20 protein-coding genes are annotated in these 24,752 nt (G+C 72.9%); 10 read left to right on the top strand and 10 right to left on the bottom strand.

What is annotated here, in order from left to right; all coding sequences use genetic code 11:
• The 3 genes from HNR61_RS38625 (at window position 1) to HNR61_RS49635 (ending at window position 2,339) form a co-directional block, all read left to right on the top strand.
• A complete protein-coding gene (locus HNR61_RS38625; RefSeq protein WP_182848101.1) occupies window positions 1-1,281 on the top strand; it encodes an SLC13 family permease in 1,281 nt (426 codons plus the stop codon).
• A 76-nt stretch (window positions 1,282-1,357) separates the two neighbouring features.
• Window positions 1,358-2,020: a transcriptional repressor LexA gene (gene lexA / locus HNR61_RS38630; RefSeq protein ID WP_182848102.1), complete on the top strand. Its 663-nt coding sequence runs from the start codon at window positions 1,358-1,360 to the stop codon at window positions 2,018-2,020.
• Window positions 2,021-2,213: 193 nt separating this feature from the next.
• On the top strand, window positions 2,214-2,339 hold the full coding sequence (locus HNR61_RS49635) for a hypothetical protein (RefSeq protein WP_281400686.1): 126 nt from the start codon (window positions 2,214-2,216) through the stop codon (window positions 2,337-2,339).
• A 444-nt stretch (window positions 2,340-2,783) separates the two neighbouring features.
• Here the strand turns inward: HNR61_RS49635 and HNR61_RS38635 are convergent, their stop codons facing one another.
• From HNR61_RS38635 to HNR61_RS38645, 3 genes are all read right to left on the bottom strand, one after another.
• Window positions 2,784-4,694 (bottom strand): ABC1 kinase family protein, encoded by a 1,911-nt coding sequence (locus HNR61_RS38635; protein ID WP_182848103.1) that lies wholly within the window; start codon window positions 4,692-4,694, stop codon window positions 2,784-2,786.
• Window positions 4,695-4,824: 130 nt separating this feature from the next.
• Window positions 4,825-5,259, bottom strand: a complete 435-nt coding sequence (locus HNR61_RS38640; protein WP_182848104.1) for a DUF6463 family protein — start codon at window positions 5,257-5,259, stop codon at window positions 4,825-4,827.
• Between the two features lie 65 nt (window positions 5,260-5,324).
• A complete protein-coding gene (locus HNR61_RS38645; RefSeq protein WP_182848105.1) occupies window positions 5,325-7,256 on the bottom strand; it encodes a fumarylacetoacetate hydrolase family protein in 1,932 nt (643 codons plus the stop codon).
• A gap of 91 nt (window positions 7,257-7,347) precedes the next feature.
• Here HNR61_RS38645 and HNR61_RS49640 point away from each other — a divergent pair, with 91 nt between their 5' ends.
• Complete coding sequence (locus tag HNR61_RS49640; protein WP_182848106.1) at window positions 7,348-7,923, top strand: TetR/AcrR family transcriptional regulator; 576 nt, start codon at window positions 7,348-7,350, stop codon at window positions 7,921-7,923.
• A gap of 176 nt (window positions 7,924-8,099) precedes the next feature.
• Here the strand turns inward: HNR61_RS49640 and HNR61_RS38655 are convergent, their stop codons facing one another.
• Both HNR61_RS38655 and HNR61_RS38660 read right to left on the bottom strand, forming a co-directional pair.
• Entirely contained in the window at window positions 8,100-8,774 is a 675-nt protein-coding gene (locus HNR61_RS38655; protein WP_312898306.1) for a B3/B4 domain-containing protein, read from the bottom strand.
• Window positions 8,775-8,984: 210 nt separating this feature from the next.
• Entirely contained in the window at window positions 8,985-12,260 is a 3,276-nt protein-coding gene (locus HNR61_RS38660; RefSeq protein WP_182848107.1) for an AfsR/SARP family transcriptional regulator, read from the bottom strand.
• A gap of 189 nt (window positions 12,261-12,449) precedes the next feature.
• On the opposite strand from HNR61_RS38660, the gene HNR61_RS38665 reads away from it, so the two are divergent.
• A complete protein-coding gene (locus tag HNR61_RS38665; protein WP_182848108.1) occupies window positions 12,450-14,015 on the top strand; it encodes an MFS transporter in 1,566 nt (521 codons plus the stop codon).
• 78 nt (window positions 14,016-14,093) lie between these two features.
• Here HNR61_RS38665 and HNR61_RS38670 read toward each other — a convergent pair whose 3' ends face one another.
• Together HNR61_RS38670 and HNR61_RS38675 are read right to left on the bottom strand one after the other, a co-directional pair.
• Complete coding sequence (locus tag HNR61_RS38670; RefSeq protein WP_182848109.1) at window positions 14,094-14,315, bottom strand: helix-turn-helix domain-containing protein; 222 nt, start codon at window positions 14,313-14,315, stop codon at window positions 14,094-14,096.
• Complete coding sequence (locus HNR61_RS38675) at window positions 14,315-14,812, bottom strand: DUF2975 domain-containing protein (RefSeq protein ID WP_182848110.1); 498 nt, start codon at window positions 14,810-14,812, stop codon at window positions 14,315-14,317. Before HNR61_RS38675 ends, HNR61_RS38670 begins: the two co-directional genes overlap by 1 nt.
• A gap of 381 nt (window positions 14,813-15,193) precedes the next feature.
• On the opposite strand from HNR61_RS38675, the gene HNR61_RS50255 reads away from it, so the two are divergent.
• The 4 genes from HNR61_RS50255 (at window position 15,194) to HNR61_RS50265 (ending at window position 18,551) form a co-directional block, all read left to right on the top strand.
• Window positions 15,194-16,171, top strand: a complete 978-nt coding sequence (locus tag HNR61_RS50255; RefSeq protein WP_182848111.1) for a C39 family peptidase — start codon at window positions 15,194-15,196, stop codon at window positions 16,169-16,171.
• 387 nt (window positions 16,172-16,558) lie between these two features.
• On the top strand, window positions 16,559-17,722 hold the full coding sequence (locus tag HNR61_RS38685; protein ID WP_182848112.1) for an outer membrane protein assembly factor BamB family protein: 1,164 nt from the start codon (window positions 16,559-16,561) through the stop codon (window positions 17,720-17,722).
• A 111-nt stretch (window positions 17,723-17,833) separates the two neighbouring features.
• Window positions 17,834-18,268, top strand: coding sequence for a DUF3592 domain-containing protein (locus tag HNR61_RS50260; protein WP_182848113.1), 435 nt, complete (start codon window positions 17,834-17,836; stop codon window positions 18,266-18,268).
• Entirely contained in the window at window positions 18,195-18,551 is a 357-nt protein-coding gene (locus HNR61_RS50265; RefSeq protein WP_312898307.1) for a DUF1330 domain-containing protein, read from the top strand. The genes HNR61_RS50260 and HNR61_RS50265 overlap by 74 nt, the downstream gene beginning before the upstream one ends.
• Window positions 18,552-18,774: 223 nt before the next feature.
• On the opposite strand, the gene HNR61_RS38700 is transcribed toward HNR61_RS50265, so the two are convergent.
• From HNR61_RS38700 to HNR61_RS38710, 3 genes are all read right to left on the bottom strand, one after another.
• Window positions 18,775-20,112 (bottom strand): M1 family metallopeptidase, encoded by a 1,338-nt coding sequence (locus HNR61_RS38700; protein ID WP_182848115.1) that lies wholly within the window; start codon window positions 20,110-20,112, stop codon window positions 18,775-18,777.
• A 65-nt stretch (window positions 20,113-20,177) separates the two neighbouring features.
• A complete protein-coding gene (locus HNR61_RS38705; RefSeq protein ID WP_182848116.1) occupies window positions 20,178-21,320 on the bottom strand; it encodes an MFS transporter in 1,143 nt (380 codons plus the stop codon).
• On the bottom strand, window positions 21,317-23,530 hold the full coding sequence (locus HNR61_RS38710) for an HAD-IA family hydrolase (RefSeq protein WP_182848117.1): 2,214 nt from the start codon (window positions 23,528-23,530) through the stop codon (window positions 21,317-21,319). The genes HNR61_RS38705 and HNR61_RS38710 overlap by 4 nt, the downstream gene beginning before the upstream one ends.
• 42 nt (window positions 23,531-23,572) lie before the next feature.
• On the opposite strand from HNR61_RS38710, the gene HNR61_RS38715 reads away from it, so the two are divergent.
• Window positions 23,573-24,748 (top strand): ROK family transcriptional regulator, encoded by a 1,176-nt coding sequence (locus HNR61_RS38715; protein ID WP_182848118.1) that lies wholly within the window; start codon window positions 23,573-23,575, stop codon window positions 24,746-24,748.
• The last annotated feature ends 4 nt before the right edge of the window (window positions 24,749-24,752 follow it).

A 24,752-nucleotide genomic window follows, 5' to 3' on the forward strand; every position in this document is an offset into this window, starting at 1 on the left:
GTGAACCTCCCCGAAACCCTGTCCCTCGTCCTGCTGGTGGCGGTGTTCGCCCTGGCGATCTGGCGTGACGTCAACGTCGGCCTGGTGGCGCTGCCCGCCGCGTTCGTGCTCGGCGCGGTCGCGGGCATCCCCAGGGACAGGATCCTCGAAGGCTTCCCGGCCGCCATCGTCATCCTGATCATCGGCGTGATGTACATGTTCGGGCACGCCCAGCGCAGCGGGGCGATCGACCGCCTCGTCCACGGCGTGATCCGGCTGTCGGGCGGCCGCGACTGGGCCCTGCCGTGGGGCATGTTCCTGGTCGGCGCGGTGCTCAGCGCCATCGGCACGCTGCCCAGCGCGACCGTCGCGATCATCCTGCCGATCGCGATGCGGCTGGCCCGCAACCGGGACATCGACCCGGTGCTCATGGCGCTGGTCGCCTGCAGCGGCGCGGGCGTCGGCGGCTTCTCCCCGCTGTCCCCGTGGGGCCAGATCGTGCACACCCTCACCGCGAAGGCGCACGTGGCCTACTCCCCGGAACTGCTGTTCGCGGGACTGGCCGTCCTGAAGACCGTCACCACCGTCATCGCGTTCCTGTGCCTGGGCGGCATCGGACTGATCCGGCGCGGCAGGACCACCCCGGTCGTCGAGGACGACACGTCCGCCGACGTCGCGCCCGCCGTGCGGGGCGCCGCGCCGTGGACCCGTTACCAGATCGCCTCGCTGACCGGCATCGGCGTGTTCGTGGTCGCCGTGCTCGCCTTCGGCATGAACGTCGTGTTCGTCTCCCTGCTCGTCGGCCTGGTGCTGCACCTGGTCTTCAAGCCCGCGCCGCGCCGGGTCGTCGGCGAGATGCCCTGGGGCGTCATCCTGCTGACGTCCGGGATCATGATCTATGTCGCCAACCTGGAGCACGCCGGGACCCTCGAGGCGATCTCCGCCCGGCTCGGCGGCATCTCGGCGCCCGTCCTGGCGGTCCTCGCGGTGTCCTACCTGGCGGCGTTCTTCGCCACCATCGAGTCCTCCACGGTCGCGGTGCTCGGCGTCGTCGTCCCGCTCGCCGCCGCCGCGCTGCCGGGCCAGACCTCGACCCAGTTCACCATGCTGCTGATCGCGATCTGCGGCACCATCGGCACCGTCGCGATCAGCCCCCTCCACCTCGGCGGCGGCCTCGTCCTGGCCAACACCGAGGAGGCGCAGACCAAGCGCGTGTTCCGCTGGCTGCTGGGATGGTCCGTCGGCGCCGCGCTCGTGCTCCCCGCCGCCCTGCTGGTACTGCCCCTGGCCGCCGGGATATGAACCGGGCCCGGCGAGGCCGGGCGCGGCTTCCGGCGGTGACCCGGCCCGGCCCCGTGGGACCTCTACAATTCCGTAGGTGACCACCTACGATGACCATGACGCGTTCGAGGGTCTGGACGTCTCGACCCTGTCCCCACGCCAGCAGCGGATCCTGGTCACGATCCGGGACTGGGTGGTCAGGCACGGATATCCTCCGAGCACCCGCCAGATCGGCGATGCCGTCGGCCTGCGGTCCACCTCGTCGGTGTCGCGGCATCTGGCCGCCCTGGAGGAGCGGGGCTTCCTGAGCCGGGGGGCCTCGGTGACCCGGCCGATCGACGTGCGGATGTTCCTGCGCGAGCACCGGGGCCAGGAGCCCGCCGAGACCCTGGTGCCCGTGCCCGTGGTCGGCCGCATCGCCGCCGGCACTCCCATCGCCGCCGAGGAGCACGTCGACGACACGCTGTCGCTGCCCCGCGAGTTCACCGGACGCGGCACCGTCTTCGGCCTGCGGGTCCGCGGTGACTCGATGGTCGACGCCGCGATCTGCGACGGCGACATCGTCGTGGTCCGGCAGCAGCCCGAGGCGCACTCCGGGCAGATCGTCGCCGCGATGATCGACGATGAGGCCACCGTCAAGGTGTACCGGCGCCGCAACGGCCACGTTCACCTCGAACCGCGCAACCCCGCCTACGACGTCATCGACGGCGACGACGCGGTCATCCTGGGCGTCGTCGTCTCCGTGCTCCGCAGCGTCTGATGGAGGGCCTTTCTCACCGGTACCGGTGGCGTTCGGCCCCTGAATGACTCTCGGTGTCAGACCCTTCCGGCACTCTGGCCCTATGAGCGAGGACATGTCGGCGAAATCGGCGCCCTTCGGTCGACCCGCTGTCGTGGTCAGAGGCGTATGCCCTCAGGACGGTCATCTGCTGGTCGAGGTGGACGGCCAGGTCATGCATCTCATTCCGGGCAACCAGGCCTCTGACCGGCAACGGGCCCAGCGGTACATCGCCGAAGGGCACTCCCACGAGGTGGTCGTGGAGGCCGAACGGCTGCTGCGGGCGATGCCCGGGGACTGAGAGGGCGCGGTCCGGCGCCTTCTCGGGATCGGCGAAACGGCGGAAAGCCGTTAGCGGCACCCAGCGGCGGGAGGTCGTACGCCGCCGCCATGACCTTCTTTCGGCGTGCCCGCCGCGGCGACGGTGGAGTCCGATCCCGTCATCGGTGGAACAGATTCGGAGTCCTCGCCATGACCGATCTGTTCGAGGTCACGATCGGCGGTCCCAAGGACCGGAGCCTGTCCGGCTCACCGGAAGTGCCTGCACGACCCGGCCTTCGTGCCCCAGAACGTCGAGTTCCCGCTACCGCTGATCATGGACGCAGGCCGAGGACGGGACCTGGCGCCTCTTCCTCCGGCGGGCGGCCGACATCGTCACCTCCTACGAGGCGGAGAGGTGCCTCGACGGCGATGCGTTGCGCGCCGACGACCGGCCGAAGGCCGTCACCCGGTCGTACGGCGCCGGTCAGGGATGGCGGAAGATCGTGAACAGCACGCGCAGGATCAGCACCGAGCCGATGCCGAACAGGGCGTAGCCCATCAGCTGGAACAGGCTCACCGACGGCGTCACCTGGGGCCCTCCGGCCGTGCCCAGCAGGAGCGCGGCGACCACGGCGGCGGTCGCGCCGAGCACCGTCAGCAGGGTCTGGTGCAGCAGGGTCGTCACCAGGTGGCGGTCGCGGTCGTCGGCGAACAGGCGCACGTTCACGCTGAGCCGGCCGCGTTCCAGCGAGTGGGTGATCCGGTCGAGGCGGCGGGGCAGGCGGCGCAGGACCGGCAGCAGGTTCAGGGTCTCGTCGGCCAGGGCCTCCTGGAGGGAGGAGGGGTGGAGGCGCTCGGTGAACTGGCCGGAGGCGTGCTCCTGGGCCTCGGCGAACAGGTCGAACGACGGGTCCAGCCGCGTCAGCGTCCCCTCCAGGGTGGCCAGCGCCCGGAACACCGCCGCGATCTCCGGGTGGACGGCCAGGTCGTAGGCCGCGACCAGCCGGAACAGGTCGGTGAACATGTCCATGGCGGGGGCGGGACCGGCGTTCAGGTGGCGGGCGGTGAACTGGCCGAGCGCCCGTTCCAGGCTGGGCCGGTCGAGCTGTTCGGGGTGGGTGACGATCTCCAGCAGGGCGTCGGACATGGCGGCCGGGTCGTTGCGGCCGACGGCGACCAGCAGGTGTTCCAGCGAGGCGCGCAGCTGGCCGTCCAGCCGGCCGACCGAGCCGAAGTCCAGCAGGGCCAGGGTGCCGTCGCGCAGCAGCAGGATGTTGCCGGGGTGCGGGTCGGCGTGGAAGGTGCCGTCCCGCATGATCTGGATCAGCAGGCCCGTCAGCAGGTCGCGGGCCAGCCTGGCGCGGTCGAGGCCGTGCTCGGCGATGATGGGTTCGGCCTTGCTCAGCGGCACGCCGTCCAGCCACTCCTGGACGAGGACGCGTTCGGTGGTGAGTTCCTCGTGCAGGGCCGGGACGCGCAGCGCGGGCTGCGCGGCGGCGACCGTGGTCATGTTGCGCGCCTCGACCCGGAAGTCGAGCTCCTCCAGCAGCGCGGCGGAGAAGCCGCGGGCCAGCTCGACGGCGCCGAAGGCGCGGCCCCAGCGGGTGCGCTGCTGGAGGGTGGCGGCGAGCCGCTCGACGATGTCCAGGTCGCGTTCGACCAGGGGGCGGATGCCGGGCCGCTGCACCTTCACCACGACCTCGGCGCCCGAGTGCAGCCGGGCCCGGTGCACCTGGCCGATGGACGCCGCCGCCAGCGGCGTCCGGTCGAACTCGGCGAACACGGCATGGGGGGAGCCGCCCAGCTCCTCGGTCAGCACCCGCTCGATCTCGGTGGAGGAGGCGGGCTCCACCTTGTCCTGGAGGTGGGAGAGCTCGTCCAGGAACGCCGGGGACAGCAGGTCCCGGCGCGTCGACAGCACCTGGCCGAACTTCACGAACGTGACCCCGGCCTCCTGGAGGGCCAGGCGCAGCGACCGGGCGTGCGGGGTGCGGCCCCGGCGCCCGCGCAGCGCCGGGCCGAGGCCGTGCCGGACCGCGATCCGGGTGATCTGGTAGTAGCGGCGGCTGCGCGACACGCGGCGCACCGCCGACCGCACGATCTCGCTCGGATGCGGCAGCGAGCCGGTCGGCACCAGCGCCTCGGCGATCACGATGAACGTCATCGTGAGCAGTACGGCGCAGGCCACGGTCAGCGCCAGGTACAGGCCGGGGCTCTCCCGCCGCATCTGTTCGGCGAGGACGCTGCTGAGCGAGAAGGCGAGCAGGGCCCCGACGCAGGTCCGCACCGTTCCCACCGGCCGCCCGAGCAGCCGCCGGCTCGCCCAGACCAGCCCGCCCACCAGCAGGAAGCCCGTCAGCAGGGCGAGGGACAGCAGTGGCAGGCCGGACGACATGGGGGCTCCTCGAAGGCACGCGGACGCGGTGAAGATCACCGGGGGTGGGCCCAGTATGGCGGCCTGGCGGGTGGCCGGGTTCCCCCGGGTGGGGGAGCCGGTTCCCCCACCCGGCGGGGCGGGCCGCGCGTCAGGGCGCGGGGACGGCGGCCCGGCGGGACCGGCGCGCGTCGAGCAGGAAGAGCGCCACCGGAACGAGGACCAGGAAGAAGCCGAACGTCGGGAAGCACACGTAGGCGCCGAAGACCGCCCAGGCCAGCAGGGCCAGCCCGACATGGCGGGGGAGCGTGCGACCTTCGCGGGCCTGGGCGACGGCCATCAGCCCGAGGAGGACCAGCGGGAGCGCGAAGCTGCCGGGCACGGCCCAGAAGGCGAGCTTGGACTCCGGCATCTCCGGCGACCCCAGGCCCCAGTGGAGATCCCCGGCCATCCAGCCCGCCCAGTGCCGCCAGGTCATGCTCGCGCCGAGGGCGCTGTGGCCGAGGCCGATCGCCACGCAGCTCCAGCCGCCCCATCTCGTCAGGGTCGCGGGTTCGGCCTCGTCCTGAGCCGTCGTCGTGGTCACGTTCATGTCCTTCGCTCGGGCGGAGACGGATGCGCGGTTCGGGCGGAACGTCACGGAGGCCCGGGTCATGAGAGCGCCCTTTCGGCCATCATCGTCATCAGCGTCATCTGGTCCAGCTCGGGTGCGGTGGCGGGGTCGAGTTCGCGGTAGCGGCGGTGGAGGTTGACCACGATCCGCTCCGCGTCCAGCCAGGCGGCGTACTCGCCCAGGTCCACCGCCTTGACCGCCTCGCCGAAGGGCAGGCCGCGGGCGTGCGCGGCGTCCGCCTGCTCGACCACGTGGGTGAGGTAGCCGCGCACCGCGCGGATCCCGTCGGGGTCGGTGACCGGGCCGTGACCGGGGACGATCGTGTCGGCGCCGGTGGCGATCATCCGGTCGCAGGCGGCGATCCAGTGGGAGATCGGGCCGCTCCACACGATCGGGGTGCAGCCCACGAACAGCAGGTCGCCGGCGAACAGCACGCCCGCGTCCGGCACGTGCACGACCGAGTCGGCGGCCGTGTGGGCGGGGCCGAGATTCATCACCCGCACCTCGCGGCCGCCGACGTCCAGCGTCAGCTCCCCGTCGAAGGTCAGGTCGGGCAGCCGCAGGCGGATGCCGCTGAAGTCGAAGGCGCCGAAGCGTTCGCGGAAGTAGGGGGTCGCCGGTCCGATGTCCACCACCTGGGTGGCGGTCAGCATCTCCGGCGGCATCTCGTGCCGCATCTCCGCGCACGTGGCCTCGGCGGCGATGATCTGGACCCGTTCGTCCAGCAGCTGGTTGCCGTGGGTGTGGTCGCCGTTGGCGTGGGTGATGACGGCGCGGGTGATCGGCCGGCGTCCGGTGACCGGGCGCATGGCGTCGAGCATCTCGGCGGTCAGCCGCAGGTCGAACAGGGTGTCCACCAGGAGGGAGGCGTCCTCGCCCGCGACCAGTCCGGCGTTGCTCCAGCCGTAGCCGCCGTCGGGCAGCAGCCAGGCCCACACGTCCGGGCCCACCTCGTGCAGTCCGCGTGTGTAGGGCAGCTTCGAGGGGGCGCGGTTGACGCGCGGGCGCGGCGGCCGCCGGTCGGGGTCGTGCCGGGGCGCCAGCGGGTACGGCGCGGCGGACGCGCGGACGGTCTGACGGGTGTGCCCCAGCCCCTCGACGGTCAGCTCGACGACGTCGCCGTCCCGCAGCCAGCCGGGGAACGCCGCCGGGTCGGAGAGCGACAGGTGCTCGACGAGGCAGCAGCCGGGCACCGTGCCCGACCCGAACACGTCGCCGGGCACCAGGTCCACACCGCGCGAGGCGTAGGAGATCACCTCGCCGAAGCTCCAGTCCATGGCGCCGGTGTCGCCCGAGCCGATGGTCGTGCCGTTGACCTTCGCCTCGACCCGCAGGGCGAGCCGGCCGTCGCGGCGGTGGGGGGCGAGCTCGTCCGGGGTGACCAGGAACGGGCCGAGCGTGGTCGCGCCGTCCTTGCCCTTGGCCTGGCCGATCGCCAGCGGCGCCTCGCGCATCTGCAGGTCGCGCGCCGACCAGTCGTTGTAGATGGTGTAGCCGATGATGTGCTCCTCGGCCCGCTCCGGCGTGAGGTCGCGTCCGCCGGGGCCGATGACCGCGGCGACCTCCAGTTCGAAGTCGAACCAGGCGCTGCCGGGCGAGATCGTCACCTCGTCGTACGGGCCGACGACCGTCGAGGGGCAGGCGAAGTAGAAGGCCGGGACCCGGTACCAGGCGTCGTTGAGCGTGCGTGGCGATCCGGTCGCCTGCTGGCAGTTGCGCATGTGGTCCAGGAAGCACAGGCAGTCGCGGACCGAGGGCGGACGGGGGACCGGAGCGCGCAGCCTCGCCCCGGCCAGCGGAACGGTCGGCTCCGCCGAGGCCAGGGCCGCCTCTCCGGCGGCCCGCAGCTCCTCCGCGCCCCGGCCGATGAGCTCGACCAGGCGGACGCCCGGCGCGAGCGGATGGATCCGGTCCCCGCCGATCACTCCGACGCGGTCCCCGATGTCGGTCGCGTAGGTCACCCAGCGCATGGGAGAACCCCCTCACTTCTATGTTGGTCAACATAGGTTATATCAGCCAACACAGAATCTGTCGTTTGACATACCTGCTTAGATGGCCTCCATGGCCACGCGACGTACCGAGAGGACCCAGGAGAGCCGCCGCCTGCTGGTGGCGGCCGCCGCGGAGCTCTTCGCCGAGAAGGGGTACCGGCAGACGAGCTTCCTCGACATCGCCGAGAAGGCCGGGATCAGCCGCGGCTCCATCCCCTGGCACTTCGGTAACAAGCTGGGCCTGCTGGAGGCGGTGATCGACGACCAGATCCAGGCCGTGCTGACCAGGTTCGCGCCGCCCTCGGGGGAGCGGCCTTCCGGTGACCCGCTGGACCAGGTCATGGGCTTCATCCGCATGCCGGTCACACGCCTGTTCATCACCCTGCTCGCCGAGGCCGTGGAGGTCGGCTCACCGATCCGCGAGCACTACGCGCAACTGCACGCCGCGCTCCGGCAGGGGGTGCGGTCCCGGATCCCGGCGGAGGCGCTGCCCCCGGGGACCACTCCGGAGGCGTTCACGGTCGTGCTGGTGGGGGCGGTCATCGGCGTTCACGCCCAGTGGCGGGTCGCCCCCGAGGCGGTGGATCTCGACGCCGTCCGCACCACGATCCGCGCCCTCCTGCCGGCGAGCCTCGAACGACCCTGACGCCGCCGACACGGCGGAGGCATCGACCAGCGGCCGACCGCAGGGCCCGGCTCACCTTGGTCCCTTACGACCTGGGCGGATACCTCGCTGAAAGGAGCTGCGCCCGTGTCGGTCGACGGCACGGCGGCATCTGCCGACCTCGCGGGGCCCTGCTTGCGGGCGGCCGTCCAGGTCGCTCAGGCCGCCGGCGCCGGGCGCCGTTCCGCGCGCAGGAGCCGGGTGGCGAAGCGGGCGGACGGGCTGGTCCGGCCGAGCGCGTCGACGAGGGCTCGGCCCGCCTTGTCGAGGCGGGCGTCGTCCATGGGGTGCAGGTCGTCGAGGATGAAGCCGGCGCGGGTGGTGGAGTGGGTCAGGCGGGTGCGGACGCACTGGCGCCAGTTCCAGCGCCGGCAGGTCACCCCTTCGGCGTCGGTCCAGACGACCTCGCCGGGCCGGGGATGCTCGGTGGACGCCTGGCCGCCGGACATGATCTCGAAGGGCTCGTCGCCCCGGGCGCGGACGAGGTGGGGCGGTCCGCTGTAGCGGTCGAGGTCCTCGCCGCCGATCGGCAGCGCGTGGGCGGCGGAGACCGCGTAGTAGAGGTCGGTGATGGCGTCGATGCGCGGCAGCCCGCCGGGCGCCCTGCGCAGGAGCGCGTCGACGCTGGGGCGGATGCGCTCGGGTTTGGCGCCGAAGGCGCGGAAGGCCTCGTGCCAGGCCGCGACGTGCGGGTTGACGGTCGGGTCCTCGGCCTCGCCGCGGGCGACGGCCTGCGCCTGGGCGTCGGCGAGCATCCTGTCGCCCGGCCCGGTGGACGGGCCGGGGACCAGGCCCTCGGCGGCGATGAGCAGGACGCGGTAGTCGGGTCGCACACCCTGGGCGTCTCGGTGTCGGCCCTGATGGAGGAGCTGCCCGAAGGGCGCGTCCGCGTGGCGGACGCCGACGCCGCGGCGCCCCTGTGAACGCGCCGGGTGCTGCGGCCGGGGGAGGGGGAGGCCCGGCCCGCCATGCCCTTGAGCCGGCAATTGGTGATCTACAATGTAAAGGCGGGCGGTTTTTTGATCATGACCACCAGAACGCGCTCAGCCGCTCCCCAACTGCGCGGAGGCCGGCGAAGAGTCTGAGAGTGCTTCCTCGGGGGTCAGCGTACGGCCGTGGCGGAAGGCGGCCTGGTAGGCGTCTTCGCTGAGATGCCGGTGTATCGCCTTGGTGATGCGGTCGACGTCGATCCGTTCGGCGGGGGGCAGTGGCATCCCCACCGAGTCCCTGGCCGCGTGGGCGGCTCCCAGCAGTACGGCGGCGTATGCGTGGCGTCCCGCGAGGGCGTGTGCTCCTGCCAGTCCTTCCAGGGCGAGTGCCATGGCCCGGGGGTCGCCTGTGGTGCGGGCTGCGGCCCATCCGTCCGTGTGAAGGCGTAGGGCTTCGTCCGCGTTGCCGCGGATCTCGGCGATGAAGCCGAGTTCGGCCGACACGAGGGCCAGGCCGGGGGCGAAGGCCATCGTGGTCTCCCATCGCAGCGCGCGGCGGAGGTGGGTCTCGGCGGTGTCGAGTTCTCCTTCGCGGCGGGCGCCGAGGCCGAGGCCGATCTCTGCGTGGATCTCGCCGGAGCGGTAGCTGTGTTCGGCGGCCAGGCGCATCGCCCGCTGGTGGAGTTCCCGTGCTCGGGTGTGGTCTCCGGTGAGTATCGCGATGGTGCCCAGGCTGGTGAGCCGTTCGGCGGCTTCGGGCCACAGCCCGAGGTCTTCGGCCGCTTGGAGTCCTTCCTGGTGGAGTCGGGTCGCGTGCGGGTAGTCGCCTGCCATCTCGGCGAGTGAGGCGAGTGGTTCGATGGTTTGCAGCCGTCCCCAGGCGTCGGCGAGTTCGGTGAACAGGTCGGCGCTGCGCTGTCCGTCGTGGGCGAGGCGGTGCAGGTCGCCGCGTACGTGGGCTTGGTTGGCGCGGACGCTCAGCGCGGCGGCGGTGCCCCAGGTGTCGTCGAGGGCCTGGAATTCGGTGAGGGCCTGGTCGATGAGTTCTTCGCTGGTGGCCTGGTCGCCGACGCCGAAGAGGGCGAAGCCGAGGAACCATCGTGCTCTGGCGCGTTCGCGCGGGTCGGTGATGTCCGGCAGCAGGTCGAGGGTGGTGTGGTGGTGCGCCTGCCTGGTGGTGTCGCCGACGAGGATGGTGAACGCCGTCTGCCAGGCGCGGGCGCGGGCCTGTGGTGAGGGCGTGCGGGGTGGGTTGCGCCGGGCCGTGGCGAGCGCCGCTTCGATGGAGCGTCCGGCTCCTCGTAGCCGGCCGCGGAGGAACCAGTACCAGGCGAGTGCGTTGACCAGTCTGAGGGCGTCTTCGGTGGCGTCGTTCTGGACGGCGTCGTCGAGCGCGCGGCGGAGGTTGGCGGCTTCCAGGTCCAGGAGGCGCAGGTGGCGGTGTTGGTGGGGGCCGTGGAGCAGTGGTGCGGTGCGTTCGGCGAGGTCGGTGTAGTAGCGGCGGTGCCGTCGGTGGGCGTCCGCGGTTTCGTTCGCTTCGTGGAGTCGGGCCAGGCTGTAGTCGGTGACCGATTCCAGGAGCCGGTAGCGGGGTTCGCCGGTGCTGTCGGTCATGACGACCAGTGAGCGGTCCACCAGGTGGGAGAGCAGGTCCAGGACGTCCTGGGGGTGGACCTCGGGTCCGGTGCAGAGGGTTTCGGCGGCGTCGAGTGTGCAGCCTTCGGCGTGGACGGCGAGGCGGCGGAGGACGGCGCGTTCGGGGCCGGTCAGCAGGTCCCAGCTCCAGTCGATCGTCGCGCGCAGGGTTCGCTGTCGGGGTGGTGCGCTCCGGTAGCCGGTGGCCAGGAGCCGGAAGCGGTCGTCCAGGCGGGTGACCAGTCCGCGTACGCCGAGCGTCCGGACGCGGGTGGCGGCCAGCTCCAGGGCGAGGGGGATCCCGTCGAGGCGGCGGCAGATCACCGCGATGTCGTGGGCGTTGCCGGTGTTGAGCGTGAATCCGGGGGTCGTGGCGGCGGCGCGGGTGACGAACAGTTCGACGGCGCTGGAACGCGCGATGGCCGTGGAGTCGGTGTCGTGGGTGGTGTCGGGGGTTTCCAGCGGCGGTACGGTCCAGGTCGTTTCGCCGGGGATGCCGACCGGTTCCTGGCTGGTGGCCAGGATGCGCAGGGCGGGGACGCGTCGCAGGAGGAGGGTGGCGAGTTCGGCGACCGCGTCGATGAGGTGTTCGCAGTTGTCGAGCACCAGCAGGAGCCGCTTGCCGGCGAGTGCCGTGGCGAGGTTGTCGGCGGGGGAGGCGGCGGGGGTGTCCTCCCGGAGGCCGAGCGCCGTCATGATGGCCTCGGCGGCGGCGTCGACCGTGTCGGTGCGGTGGGTGCGGCCGAGTGCGGCCAGTTCCACCAGCCAGGTGCCGTCGGGGAAGTCGTCGGTGAGGCGGGCCGCCGTTTCCAGGGCGAGCCTGGTCTTGCCGACTCCGCCGGGGCCGGTCAGCGTCACGTGCCGTGTGGTGGTGAGCAGCGCCGTCACTTCGGTGACGGCGTCGTTGCGGCCGATCAGTCCGGTCAGCGGGGCGGGCAGGTTCGTGGCGGGGCGGCGTGGGGGCGTCGGGGCGGTGGTGTCCGGGCCCGGGCTCGGGGCCGGGTTCAGTGCGGGGTCCTGCGTCAGGATGGCCTGGTGGAGGGCGGTGATCTCGGGGCCGGGGTCCAGGCCGAGTTCGTCGGCGAGCCGGTTTCGCAGTTCCCGGTAGCGGTCCAGGGCCTCGTTGGTCCGGCCCGCGGCGTGGAGCGCGCGCATGTGGAGGGCGTGGAGGCGTTCGCGCAGCGGGTGGCGGATGGCGAGTTCGTGGAGTCGCGCCGCCGCGTCGAGGGGGTCGCCGAGGGCGATCTGGGCTTCGGCGCGTGCTTCGAGGGCGGTCAGGCGGGCCTCGTTGAGCCGGTTGATGATCGGGAGTGCGAACGCGGTGTCCTCGAACCCGGTGAAGGCCTCGCCCCGCCACAGCGCCAGCGCGTCGGTCAGGAGCGCCAGGCGGGTTTCGGGGTCGCCGGCGGCGCGGGCCCGTGCCGTCAGCGCCTCGAACCGGGCCATGTCGACGCTTTCGGGGATGGTGCGTAGCAGGTAGCCGCCGTCTTGCAGTGTCAGCAGCGTGCGGCCGCCCGGCTCGGCGTCTTCCAGCAGTTTCCGCAGTTGCCAGATTCGGGTTTGCAGGGCGGCGGCGGGGTTGCCCGGGAGTTCGGTCCCCTCCCACAGGACGTCGACCAGGCGGTCGGCGGATACGGGGTGTCCCTCGTGTGCCAGCAGGGCCGCGAGCAGCGTGCGGGTCCTGGGCCCGGGGACGGGGACGGTGCCGCCGTCCGACCTCCACATGGCCAGCGGCCCCAGCACCCCGAATCGCATGGCCGTCACGGTAACGCAGCCCTGTGAGGCGTCGGGAATCGGCCGGGAGTGCCTGGTGAGTGCGGTGTGAGCGGCGCGTGAGTGGCGCGTCGCAGGCTGGGGTGTGCCCATCCGCCGGAGGGGCGGCGCTGTGCCGTTCCGTCCGGCTGTCCCCGTGGTGGGCGGTTCACGAACTCTGGAAGGTTTGGCATGACGATACGACCCCAGGCCCCGGCGGAGCACCGGGCCGGACCCCGGGAGTGGCTCGGGCTCTTCGTGCTCACGCTGCCCACGCTCCTGCTGGCCCTCGACGCGACCGTGCTGAACCTGGCGGTCCCGCGCATCAGCGCCGACCTCGGGCCCAGCGGCACCGAGCTGCTGTGGATCGTGGACATCTACGGCTTCATGATCGCGGGCTTTCTCGTGGTCATGGGGTCGCTGGGCGACCGCGTCGGTCGCCGCCGGCTGCTGATGGCCGGGGCGTTCGGCTTCGGCCTCGCCTCGGCCCTGGCCGCGTGGGCCACCGGCCCGGAGATGCTGATCGCGGCCCGCGCGCTGCTGGGGATCACCGGCGCCACGCTGATGCCCTCGACCCTGGCGCTGATCAGCAACATGTTCCAGGACGCCCGGCAGCGCGGGATCGCCATCAGCGTCTGGGTGACCTGCTTCTCGGTGGGCGTGGCCATCGGCCCGGTGGTGGGCGGCGTGCTGCTGCAGTGGTTCTGGTGGGGGTCGGTGTTCCTGCTCGCGGTGCCGGTGATGGTGGTGCTCCTGGTGGCGGCGCCGCTGCTGCTGCCCGAGTACCGGGACGCGGAGGCGGGCCGGATCGACCTGGCCAGCGTGGTGCTGTCGCTGGTGACGGTGCTGCCGGTGATCTACGGGATCAAGCGGCTGGCCGAACGCGGCGCGGACGTTCCCGCGGTGGCGGCGCTGCTGGTCGGCGCGGTGTTCGGAGCGGTGTTCGTGCTGCGCCAGCGCAGGCTGGCCGAACCGCTGCTGGACCTGCGGCTGTTCGCCGACCGGGCGTTCAGCGCCGCGCTGCTGGTCCTGCTGCTGGGCCTTGGCCTGATGGGCGGCCTGTACCTGTTCATCACGCAGTACCTCCAGCTGGTGGCGGGCCTGTCCCCGATCCGGGCGGGGCTGTGGCTGCTGCCCGCCGCCGCGACGCTGATCGTGGCGTCCTCGCTGACACCCGCGCTCACGCGGCGGGTGCGTCCCGGACGCGTCGTGGGCGGCGCGCTGCTGCTGTCGGCGCTGGGATACGCCCTGGTCACCCAGGTGAGCAGCGTCGGCGGGCTGCCGCTGCTGTTGACCGGTTTCGTGCTGATCTACACCGGGATCGGCCCGATGATGGCGCTGGGCACGGACCTGGTCGTCGGGTCGGCGCCGCCGGAGAAGGCGGGGGCGGCCGCGGCGATGTCGGAGACGGGCATGGAGTTCGGCATCGCGCTGGGTGTCGCGGGACTGGGCAGCGTCGTCACCGCCGTGTACCGCGACGAGATCGGCGAGGCTCTGCCCGGGGACCTTCCCGCGCCGGTCGCCGACACCGTCCGCGACACGTTCGCCGGCGCCGGGGATCTGCCCGCCCATGTCCTGGGGTCGGCGCGGGAGGCGTTCACCAGTGGGCTGAACGTCGCGAGCGGCGTGGCGGCGGTCATGGTCACGGCGCTGGCCGTCACCGCGATCGTGCTGCTCCGCCACGTACCGCCCAGCGACGGGGAGCCGGAGGCGGCCCCCTCGGCGGAGACGCCGGCCACCGCCGCGAACACCCCCTGATCTGCCCGGTGAGCGGGGGCGGCCCGGCCTTGAGGGGCGGGCCGCCCCCGCCGCGTTCCCCATCACCGGCGGCAGGGGTCACCCCTCCCCGGTGCCATCGACCTCCCAGCGCAGCAGATCGCCCGGCTGGCATTCCAGTACCTCGCACAGCGCGGCGAGCGTCGTGAAGCGCACCGCCTTGGCGCGGCCGTTCTTGAGCACCGCCAGGTTGGCGGGGGTGATCCCGACGCGGTCCGCGAGCTCGCCCACCGACATCTTCCGCTTGGCCAGCATCACGTCGATGTCGACGACGATCGGCATCAGATCACCTCGTCCAGCTCGGCCCGCATCCGCGCCGCCTCGGCATCGCGCGCGATGGCCTGGGCGAGCAGCATCCGCAGCACGAGCACGATGAGCGCGACCCCCAGCACCCCCACGGCGAACCCGCCCAGCAGCAGCACGACGCCCGGGGCCACGGCCTCACCCGGCGCCAGGAGCACCCCGAGCGCGAACACCAGCAGGGACGCCGCCACGAACGCCCCGATCACGACGTCCACGTACCGGAAGGCGGTGGGGGAGAACACCGTTCCGCGCCGGACCATCGTCACCAGCCGCCACACGCAGACGAGGACGACCTGGATCGTCACGATCCCCAGAACGATGATCACAAGGATCGGGGCGCGCAGATGCGCCATGTCCGCGTCGAGCCGCCTCAGGTCGACGGCCAGCAGCGGCACCATCACCGTCTGCACGAACACCGAGCCGGCGAGCAGCGCCACGAGCACGGCGCGCAGCGCCAGCACCGTCAGCTTTCCCATCGCCTCTCCTTCCATCGAACAACGATTGAAATCTATCGATATTCGATAGGTGAGACAAGGGGGCGCGGATGGCGGCCCCTGCCGCTCGCCTGGTCAGAGGCTGTCCCCATCCCCTCCGGCGGCCGTGCGGGGTGTGGCTGGACCTTCGATCGTGCCGCGCTCGCGGCGTCGTTTGTCACTCTCGGTGACGGAGAGCGCCTGACTCCACCCTGCTTGCCGACGGGCCTCGCTTGCGTCCATCCCAGGTGCGAGCGGGGGTTTTGGTATTGACTATCGAACAAAAATACGAAACTCCCATGCCGAACCATTCCGGAATGGTTTACTCTGTTCCGTTGCTGAGGCGAGCGAGAGGCGCGGTACAGAGTGAAGAGAGAGATCGCGGTGCGACGCCCTCTGTCGGCGTTGCTCGCGTTGGTGGCGGGAGCGGCCTTGGCGCTGTTCGTCCTTCCCGCCGCTTCCGCGCAGGCCGGGGTGTGGGGGGCCTACCCCACCGCCTACGGCACCAGGTCCTGTTCCGCCACCCGGCAGTACAACGGCGTCTCCTACCAGACCTGCCTGGACTACACCCACGACCGCACGCAGGTCCGGGCGATCGCGTTCATCAACCCGACCGCCTACACCAACTTCCAGGTCAACATGCGCATGTGGTACGGCGGGGGCGGCGCAAGCGTCTCCCAGTCGTGCCCCACGATGACCACCAACGGCAGCCGCGCCTGCTGGACGGGCTGGAGCCAGATGCGGCGGCCCTGCGTGGTCGCGGACGCGACCTTCGGCATCGCCGGGCACTGGATGCAGCCCGTCCGGGCCCTGGACGCCAAGCTGTCGGGCAAGGTCCAGGAGGAGTCGAACTACTGCGGTCCGGCCGCCATGCAGACGGTCATCGCCACCATGGGGATCTCGGCCCCCTCGCAGCGGACCCTGGCCGACCTGTCCGACGCCGGTGTCACGGGAACCTGGGCGCGCGACATCCCCCCGGCGTTGAACAAGTACGTTCCGCAGGACTTCCCCTACCACGTCATCTCCGTTGCGCAGAGCGGCGACGGCAGGCGGCGCGGGATCGGATTGATCGTCGACTCGGTGTCGCGCGGGCGCCCGGTCATGGCGATGGTCAAACCCGGCAACCTGCCCTGGTCCCCCGACAACCCCTGGTACTACCGGCACTACGTGGTGATCCACGGCGTCGGCGGGCACTTCTCGGGCGGCAGCTTCGTTCCGACGACGTTCAAGGTCTGGGACCCCAACGCCCTCAACTTCGCCCAAGAGCGGGGTCGTGAGGACCAGCTGTCCGAGGCCGAGCTCATGTACGCCGGTGAGGGCACAGTGGTTGATGACCTGTGGACCATCGCCAGCTGGGCGTGACCAGCACCGCGAACACGACGAGCCCCCGCTCGCGCCCGACGGCGCGGCGGGGGTTCGCCTCATCGGCGGAAACCCCAGCGGCACAGGCCAAGGCCATGCCGCGAGCGCCGGGGCGCTCGTCCGGCGGCGGATCGTCGATGATCGAGGCCAGGATCCGAGGCGGGTGGTGCCAGACGTGCTTGCGGCGCCGCCCGACCGGCCAGCGCGACGGGACCCACCGCAAAGTCAGCACAGCCGACGCCGGGCCCGACACGCCGCCGACCACACGTTCAGCGTGCGCCGCTCCGGACTCGAGAACAGGCACTCGGCCATGATGATCTCGCGTGGGCGCCACGGGATTCCGGAGTCGGCGCACGGCCCACACGAGCGCCGGGAGGCCGCATCGCGATGAGGAAGGCATGGACGGCCCCCACGGCGGCCCCGGTGGTCGCCTCACCGCTGCTGGCGGACGACGCCCTGATCGTGGCCGATGCGGGCGGCAACGTGCACTCCTTCGACGCGCGGACGGGCGCCGAACGCTGGCGGAGGAGCGACCCCGTCGAAGACTGGAGGGAGCACGGCGCGGCATTCTCCCTCACCCCGGCGACCTGGAACGGCTGGGTCTTCGTCGAGGCGGTAAGCGGACTCCACGTACGCGACGCGCGCTCGGGAGACCTCATCCGGGAACTCGACCATGGCTGCCCGACCGTCGTCGGCGACCTGCTCCTGGTGCACACGCTCAGCGCCGGGGTCAGGGCGTTCCGCCTGCCGGAGCTGACACCCGTCTGGTCGAGGGGCTGGAACGGGTGGATGCGCGTGAGCCCGGCGGTCGCCGAGGGCAAGGCCTACGCGACCCTGGGATTCGAGGAACAGCGCACGCACGGCGGGATCCTGGCGTTCGACCCCGTGACCGGTGACGAGGTGTTCCGCAGGTACGACGAGGATGAGAGCTGCCCGCTCCGCCAGGCCGGGGAGGCCGAGGACCGGCTGACCTTCTCCCCGGTCCACGCGGTCGCCGGTGAGGGGCTGGTGTGGCTGCCCCGCGACCGGGACCACCTGGACGAGGGCCACGACCCGGGGCCCTGGAACGCGCTGGAGATCGTCGGCCTGGATCCGCGCACGGGCGAGGATCGCTGGTGCCATCGGCTCGACCCCGCGCTGGAGTCGTATGAGGCCCACGCCGTCGCGGTGGCGGACGGCACCGTCTATTTCGGCGCCGCGCTGTGCGGCGAGCCGGCCGCGTCCATGGAAACGGACGCGGACCTGGTCCTGCACGCGGTCGACATCCCCTCGGGCGCGACGCGCTGGACGCGGCTGCTTCCAGGGCTCGCGGCGGCGCCCGAGGTCAGCGGGGGAACGGTGTACGCCGTCACCGACCTGGGCGAGGTCCACGCGCTCGACGCCGCCACAGGGAACGCCGTGTGGACCGCCGAGGCGGGTGCGGCGATCTCCCATCCCCACGCGTTCGTCGAGGAACCGTCCAACAGCTACGACGAAGGCGGCGCGGCCGTCGTGATGGGGGACCGGATGCTCTACGTCCGCACCGACGCCGGAGTGGTGGCGCTGCGCTGACGAACGTGACGCGCCGGGACCACCCCTCTGGTGTGTCCGACCTCACCGACCTGCGACGACACCGGTCCTTCGGCGGCGGAACCAAAGATCGGCACTGATCGTCGTAGGGGCGTGCCCGCAACACGTTCGCCGCGTTACCGCCCCGTCTACGTCCTGTGCATCGTCGTCGCCTGCGTCACCGGGATGTTCGCCGTCATCTGGGGTGGCGGCGCCGTATCGGGCTGGGTGCGGGACTTGGGGATGGCGCGGGCGACGGCGCGGGTCCTGGAGGTCGAGGAGGGCAACGCCAGGAGCGCGTCCGTCGTCTTCGAGTTCACCACGGGCGACGGCCGCAAGGTGCGGGCCTCGAAGAAGAAGCGCTACTTCGAGTCGGGGGCCAGGGTGGGAACCGAGGCGGGCGTCGTCTACGACCCCGAACGGCCGGCGAGCAGCGTCCGATACGACCAGAAGCCCGCAGAGCTCCTGCCCTGGTGTGCCCTGGCCGCAGTCGTGGCGGTTCTGTCGGGCATGGCCGCCTACCGCACCCGCCCCGACACGCAGCCCTGACCAAGGCCACCCAGGGGACAGTCTTCGTCGACAACACGCCCGGCCCACTGGGACCCGACCGCAAACCGCGACTACGCGGCGGGGGAGCCCGTGTCGAAGGAGTGGTCGCCCCGTCGCCCGCCCTTGCACCGCGGAGAACGTGGAGGCTCCCGCCATCTCCGTCATCCTGGAGTTCCCCGGCAAGCAGCACGTCGAGGCCTTCTACCACCCCGAGGAGTACACCCCGCCGAAGGAGTTCCGTCACTCCTTCGCCGACGCCGGCGCCCTGATCCTCGACGTCTGAACGGAGAACTCCCGGCACGGGGTCCGGCTGCGGCCCGCCTTATGGGCCGTGTCTGCCAGGGCTGACACCCCTCGACCGGCACGACACGAGACGTCAGCCATCGAATGAACGGTGAGGCCCCCGACCGCCGTGGCGGTCGGGGGCCTGGACCTGCTCGTTCAGCTGGGTCGCGCGGACCGTTCCGTCGTCGGGTCGCGCGCCGGTCGCAGCGGGGTGACGGTGGTCACCAGGCAGCGGGTTTGCCCGGGGTGTGGAGCCACACCTTGAAGAACGGGTCGAGATCCTGTCCGGAGATCTTCTCGGCGAGCGCCTCGAACTCCTCGGTGGAGCCGGTGCCGTACCTGTGGTCCGCCAGCCAGGTGCGGGTCAGCCGCAGGAACGGCTCGTCGCCGATCCTCTCCCGGAGCGCCTGCAGGGCCATTCCGCCGCGGAAGTAGACCGCGCGGTGGAACATCTGGTCGCGGGTCGGGTCGGCGACCACGATGTCCCAGAACGCGGGCCGCCCCGGCGGAATGGGCGGCGGGTTGTCATACAGCTGCCGGAACGCCGCCCGCGCGGACTGGCCGCCGTGCCTTTCGGCCCAGTACTTCTCCGTCCAGAGCGCGTAGCCCTCGTTCAGCCACACGTCCTTCCAGCGGTGGACCGAGACGCTGTTGCCGAACCACTGGTGGCTGATCTCGTGCACCACGCCCTTCTCGATGGGCTGCTTCTGGTAGGTGGGGCGGGTCTGGGTCTCCAGCGCGTTGTCGATGTTGAGCGGCGGGACGGCGTTGTTCTCGATGATGGAGCCGGCGCTGGTGAAGGGGTAGGCGCCGAAGAAGTCGGCCAGCTCGTCGGTCGCCCGCGTGGTGTGGCGCGGGGTGCTGAGCGCGTCGGGGTCCGACGCCACCTCCGGGTCGACCGCGTCCAGCTGCGGGACGCCCTTGCCGGTGGTGGTCGTGGAGACGTTGAACCGCCCGATCGAGGCGGTCGCCAGGTAGGGCGCCATCGGCCGGTCCTCCCGCCACAGGAAGGTGTCCTTGCCGCGGGCGCTCCACCGCTTGACCAGATGGCCGTTGGCGATCACCTTCAGGCCGCGCGGCACGGTCGTCTCGATCGTGAACAGCGCCTTGTCGCGCGGGTGGTCGTTGGCCGGGAACCAGGGGGAGGCGGCGTTGGGTTCGGAGACGACCGTGGCGCCGTCCCCGGTGTGCAGGAACCCGTACGGCAGGTCGAACACGATCGGGCCGCCCAGCGTCTGGGGCACGCCGTCGTACCGGACGACCACCTTGAACGGGGTCCGCTCCCGGAGACCCCGGCGCGGCGTGATCTCCAGCTCGCGTTCGCCGGTGCGGGCGAACGAGGCGTCGGCGCCGTTCACGCGCACCGACCGCACGTTCATCTTGTACAGGTCGAGGTTGAACCGGGACAGGTTCTGGGTGGCGGTGGCCGTGATGGTGGCCGTGCCGGTGAGCCGGTCGGTGTCGGGATCGTAGGCGGTCTTCAGGTGGTAGTGCCCGACGTCGTATCCGCCGTTGCCGAGATCGGGGAAGTAGGGGTCGCCGAGTCCGGCCGCGGACATGGGTCACCGGCGGTGAGACCGCCCGGCCCGTCGCGGCGCCGGGCCGTACGGCGCGCGCCCCACGCTCATCTGATCGCCTCGCGCGCCGGGCGCGGGGTCGACAGGGCCAGCACGGCCGCCAGGGGGAGCACCGCCAGGAGGAAGGCGGGCCGCAAACCGAGCGCGGTGTCGATCGCGGCGAGGGCCGCGGGTGCCCCCAGGACGGCGGTGCCCGAGGCGAGCGCCCCGTAGGCGGCGGAACGTTCCGGCAGCAGCCCGGGCGTCCGGACGAGGCGGGCGAGGGTGACCGGGTAGAGCGCGGCGACGCCCAGGCCCGCCAGCGCCAGCCCCGCGATGACCGGGACCGGGTGGGTGCCGAGCACGACGCCCAGCGTGCCCGCCACCGCCAGCCCGCAGCCCAGCCGGACGACCGGGACGTTCCGGGCGGCCGGGCGCGCCGCCGCCGCCCGGCCGACCGCCATCCCCACCAGGAAGACGGTCGCCGCCGCCGCGGCGGCGCCCACCGACAGCCCGGCGGCCTGGAGCCGCGCCGTCGACCAGATCGTGAAGCAGAACTCGATCGACACCGCCAGCACGATCGCGACCCAGGCCGCCGCGATCCGCCGACGGGACGCCGCCGTGCCGCGCGCCACCTCACCGTCCGGCGGCCTGGGGTCCGCCGGTGCCGCGGGCGCGGCGCCGCCGCGAGGCCGGGCGTCGAAGGCCAGGACCAGCAGCGGCGGGACGGCCAGCAGCAGCGCGAGGCGCCCGCTGATCCCCGCGATGGCGAGCACGCCGATGGCTGGCGGCCCCAGCAGCGCGCAGGCGCTCGCGGTGGCGTTGGCCCGCGCCAGCGCCGCGGCGGCGTCCGGGCCGCTCAGCAGCGCGGGCGTGACCAGGACGAATCCGGCCGCCCCCAGGCCGAGCAGCAGCGCGCCGACGGCCGCCGCGCCCGCGCCGCGCCCGGTCCCCAGCAGGACGGTGCCGGCCGCGGCGAGCAGCGCGGATCCGAGCAGCACCGGCTGCGTGCCCATCCGCAGGAGCCGTCGCCCCACGGCGCCGGCCACCAGCAGCCCGGCGCCGAACGACGACGACAGCCACGCCAGTTCCCCCGCCGGGCGGCCCAGGTCGGCGGCGAGCAGCGCCAGGCAGGCACCCAGGCTGTTGACGGTGAAACCGAGCGAGGCCTGCGCGAGGGCGACCTGCCGGACGACGCGGCCCCCGGTCATCGCGCCGCCAGCAGCAGCGCCTGCTGCGGGGCCAGGCGCATCGGGCCGGTGCGCGGCCGGTCGGGGGAGACGGCCGGGTCGTCGCTGTCGAACACCACGGGCGCGGGCGGCTCGATCTCGGCCGACGGCGCGTCGCGCAGGTTCGCCACCGCCCAGAGCCCCCCGCGCCGGTAGGCCGACAGGCCCGCGCCGAGGTCGACCCTGTCCACCTCCTGCGCGGCGGCCAGCAGGCCGGTCAGGCGCCGCCGCGTCGCCACCAGCCTGCGCACGGTGTTCAGGTGGGAGGCCGGGTCGGCGTCCTGCCCGGCGACGGTGTCGGCCTCGGCGCGCCCGCCCTCCGGCAGCCACGGCGTCCCGGCGGTGAAGCCGAGGCCCGGACCGGGCCGCCACGGCATGGGGGTGCGGGCGACGTCCCGGCTGCGCCCGGGCTGCGCGGCGCCGAGCGGATCGGTCCCCTCCCCGGGGGGGACGTGCCCGTCGGTCAGGCCCAGCTCCTCGCCCTGGTAGAGCCAGACGGTGCCGGGCAACGCCATCATCAGCACGTGCAGCGCCAGCGACCTGCGCCGGCCCCGCCGCCCGCCGCCGAACCTGGTGGCGGCCCTGGGCCTGTCGTGGTTGCCCTGCACCCAGGACAGCCGGGGCGAGGCGGCCGCCGCGGCGGCGAGCATCGCGTCGACGCGTTCGGCGTCCCAGGCCGACTCCACCAGCCCGAACCAGAAGGAGGAGTGCAGCCGTTCCCCCTCCACGAAGCGCGCCAGCGCGACGGGGTCCAGTTCGTAGACCTCGCCGACCAGGAACGCGTCGTGCCGGTCGGCGATGCGCCGCCAGCGTTCGTGGATGGCGTGCACGTCGGGCTGGTGGATGTCGTGGCGGTGATCCTGGCGGAGCCACTCGTCGGTCACCCCGCCCATCTGCCCCGGACGGTCGGCGGGCAGCGGCGGGTTGTCGCGCAGTTCGGCGTCCTTGACCAGGTAGGCGGCGGTGTCGATGCGGAATCCGTCCAGGCCCCGGGCGAGCCAGTACTCGACGATCTCGTCGATCCGCGCGACCAGGGCGGGGTCGCGCCAGTTGAGGTCGGGCTGCTCGGGCCGGAACAGGTGCAGGTAGTACTGCCCGGTGGCCGGGCTGAACGTCCAGGCGGGGCCGCCGAAGTGCGACAGCCAGTTGTTGGGCGGCCCGCCGTCCGGGCCGGGGTCGCGCCAGATGTAGTGGCCGCGCAACGGGTGGTCGCGGCTGGAGGAGGCCGCGACGAACCAGGGATGGGCGTCGCTGGTGTGGTTCACCACCAGGTCGCCCAGCACGCGCAGGCCCCGGCGGTGCGCCCGGTCCAGCAGGTCGTCCAGGGCGCCGTCACCGCCGAAGGAGGCGTCGACGGCGCGGTGGTCGGCGATGTCGTAGCCGTGGTCGCGCATCGGCGAGCGGAAGAACGGCGTCAGCCAGAGCACGTCGACGCCCAGGTCCACCAGATGGTCCAGACGCTCGCCGACCCCGGGCAGATCGCCCCAGCCGTCGCCGGTGCTGTCGGCGAAGGACGGCAGGTACACCTGGTAGCCGACGGCGTCGCGCCACCACGGCCGCACGCGTGCGCGGCGCAGCAGGTGCGCCAGGTGCCCCAGATCGGGCAGCAGCAGCCCTCCCTCCAATCCGCGCAATGCCGCGACGGGCATCCCGGCCGCCCGCCCGGCGGCCAGTCCCGGCTCGGAGTCCTCCACCACCAGGCAGGACCCGGGATCGACGCCGAGCTTGGCCGCGGCCTGAAGGTAGCCGTCGGGGGCGGGCTTGCCCTCGCGCACGTCCTCGACCGTGACCAGCAGCGGCGGGGCGATCCCGGCGGTCGCCAACCGCACCTCGGCCAGCCGCCGGTCGGCGCTGGTGACCACGGCCCAGGGCAGCTCCAGCTCCTCCAGCGCGGCGAGCAGGTCGGCCGCGCCGCGGGCGGCCACGACGTCGGACAGGTCGTCGTACTGCAGGGTGAGCTGCCGCTGCGCCGCGACCGCGACCGCCTCCTCGTCCAGGTGCGGCAGCACGTGCCGCACCGTGTGGTCCGACGGGCTGCCGTGGGCGACCGCCAGGACCGGCGCCGCGGGCAGTCCGCGCTCGCGGGCCCAGGTGGTCCAGGCGCGTTCGACGGAGGCGTCGGAATCGACGAGGGTGCCGTCCATGTCCAGCAGCACCGCCCGGATGGCGCCGAGATCCACGCGCTCGTGCATGTCGCCTCCCATTAAACTCGATCATCGAGTATAAAAGGGGGCATGCCGCCGACCGCAAGACCCGAACACCTTCGGACCGAGGACGCGCGCTGGCGCGGCGCGCTCGCCGTCCTGGGCGAGATGCGCCGCACGCCCGGCGTCACCCGGGCGGCGGTCGCCCAGCGGCTCGGCCTGAGCAGCGGCTCGGCCACCGACATCACCGCGCGCCTGCGGGACCTGGAACTGCTCGCCGAGACACCGGCTCCCGCGTCGGGACGGGGCCGCCCCACCACCGTGCTCACCCCCCACCTGAACGGCCCCCTGGTCGTCGTGGCCGACCTGCGGCTGGAGGACTGGCGCTGCGCCGTCGCCGCGCTCGACGGCGTCCCCCGCACCGTCGCGGCCGACGTGCACGCCAGCCGCGCGCCCGCCGACGTGGTCGGCGCGGTCGCCGAGGGGGTGCGCGGCGTCGTCGACCGGTACGGCGACCGGGTCCGCGCGGTCGGGGCGGCGGTCACGGCGACCGTGCAGCACGGCGAGGTCGTCCAGGCGTCCACCCTCGGCTGGGACGCGGTGGACCTCGGCGTGCTGGCCCGCGAACTGCCGCTGGTGATCGGCAACGACGCCACCCTGGAGGGCGTCGCCGAAGCGCGGGGTGGCGCCGCCGCCGGAGCCGCCACCGCCCTGCACGTCACGATCGAGGGCGGACTCGGCGGCAGCCTGGTGGTCGCCGGCCGCCCGGTCGACGGCGCGACCGGGGCGGGCGGCGAGTTCGGCCACCTCCCGTTCGGCGATCCCGGGCTGCGCTGCCCGTGCGGCGCGACCGGCTGCTGGGAACTGAACGTGGACGGGCGGGCCATCGCCCGGCACCTCGGCGACCCCGAACCCGCCGACCCCCGCACCTACCTGCTGACGGCCCTGTCGTCCCCGGACACCGGGGTGCGGGCGGCGGTCGCCCGCGCGGCCGCCGACTTCGGCCGGGGGCTGGCCGGGCTCGTCAACGCCCTGGACCCGGACGTGGTCACGCTCGGCGGCCTGGCCTGGCCGCTGCGGACGGCGGCCGGACCGGAGTTCGACTCGGCGTTCACCGGCGGACTCATGCGCTTCCGCCGGGCGGCCCCGCCCACGGTGCTGGCGGCCGCGCGCGGCGAGGACGGCGCCCTGCACGGCGCCGCGGCCGTCGCCCTGGACCTCTTCCTCACCGGGACCGGTCTGACCGCCTGGGCCGAACGCCACTAGAGAA

Origin of the sequence: Actinomadura kijaniata (assembly GCF_014138665.1) — a bacterium.
GTDB lineage: Bacteria > Actinomycetota > Actinomycetes > Streptosporangiales > Streptosporangiaceae > Spirillospora > Spirillospora kijaniata.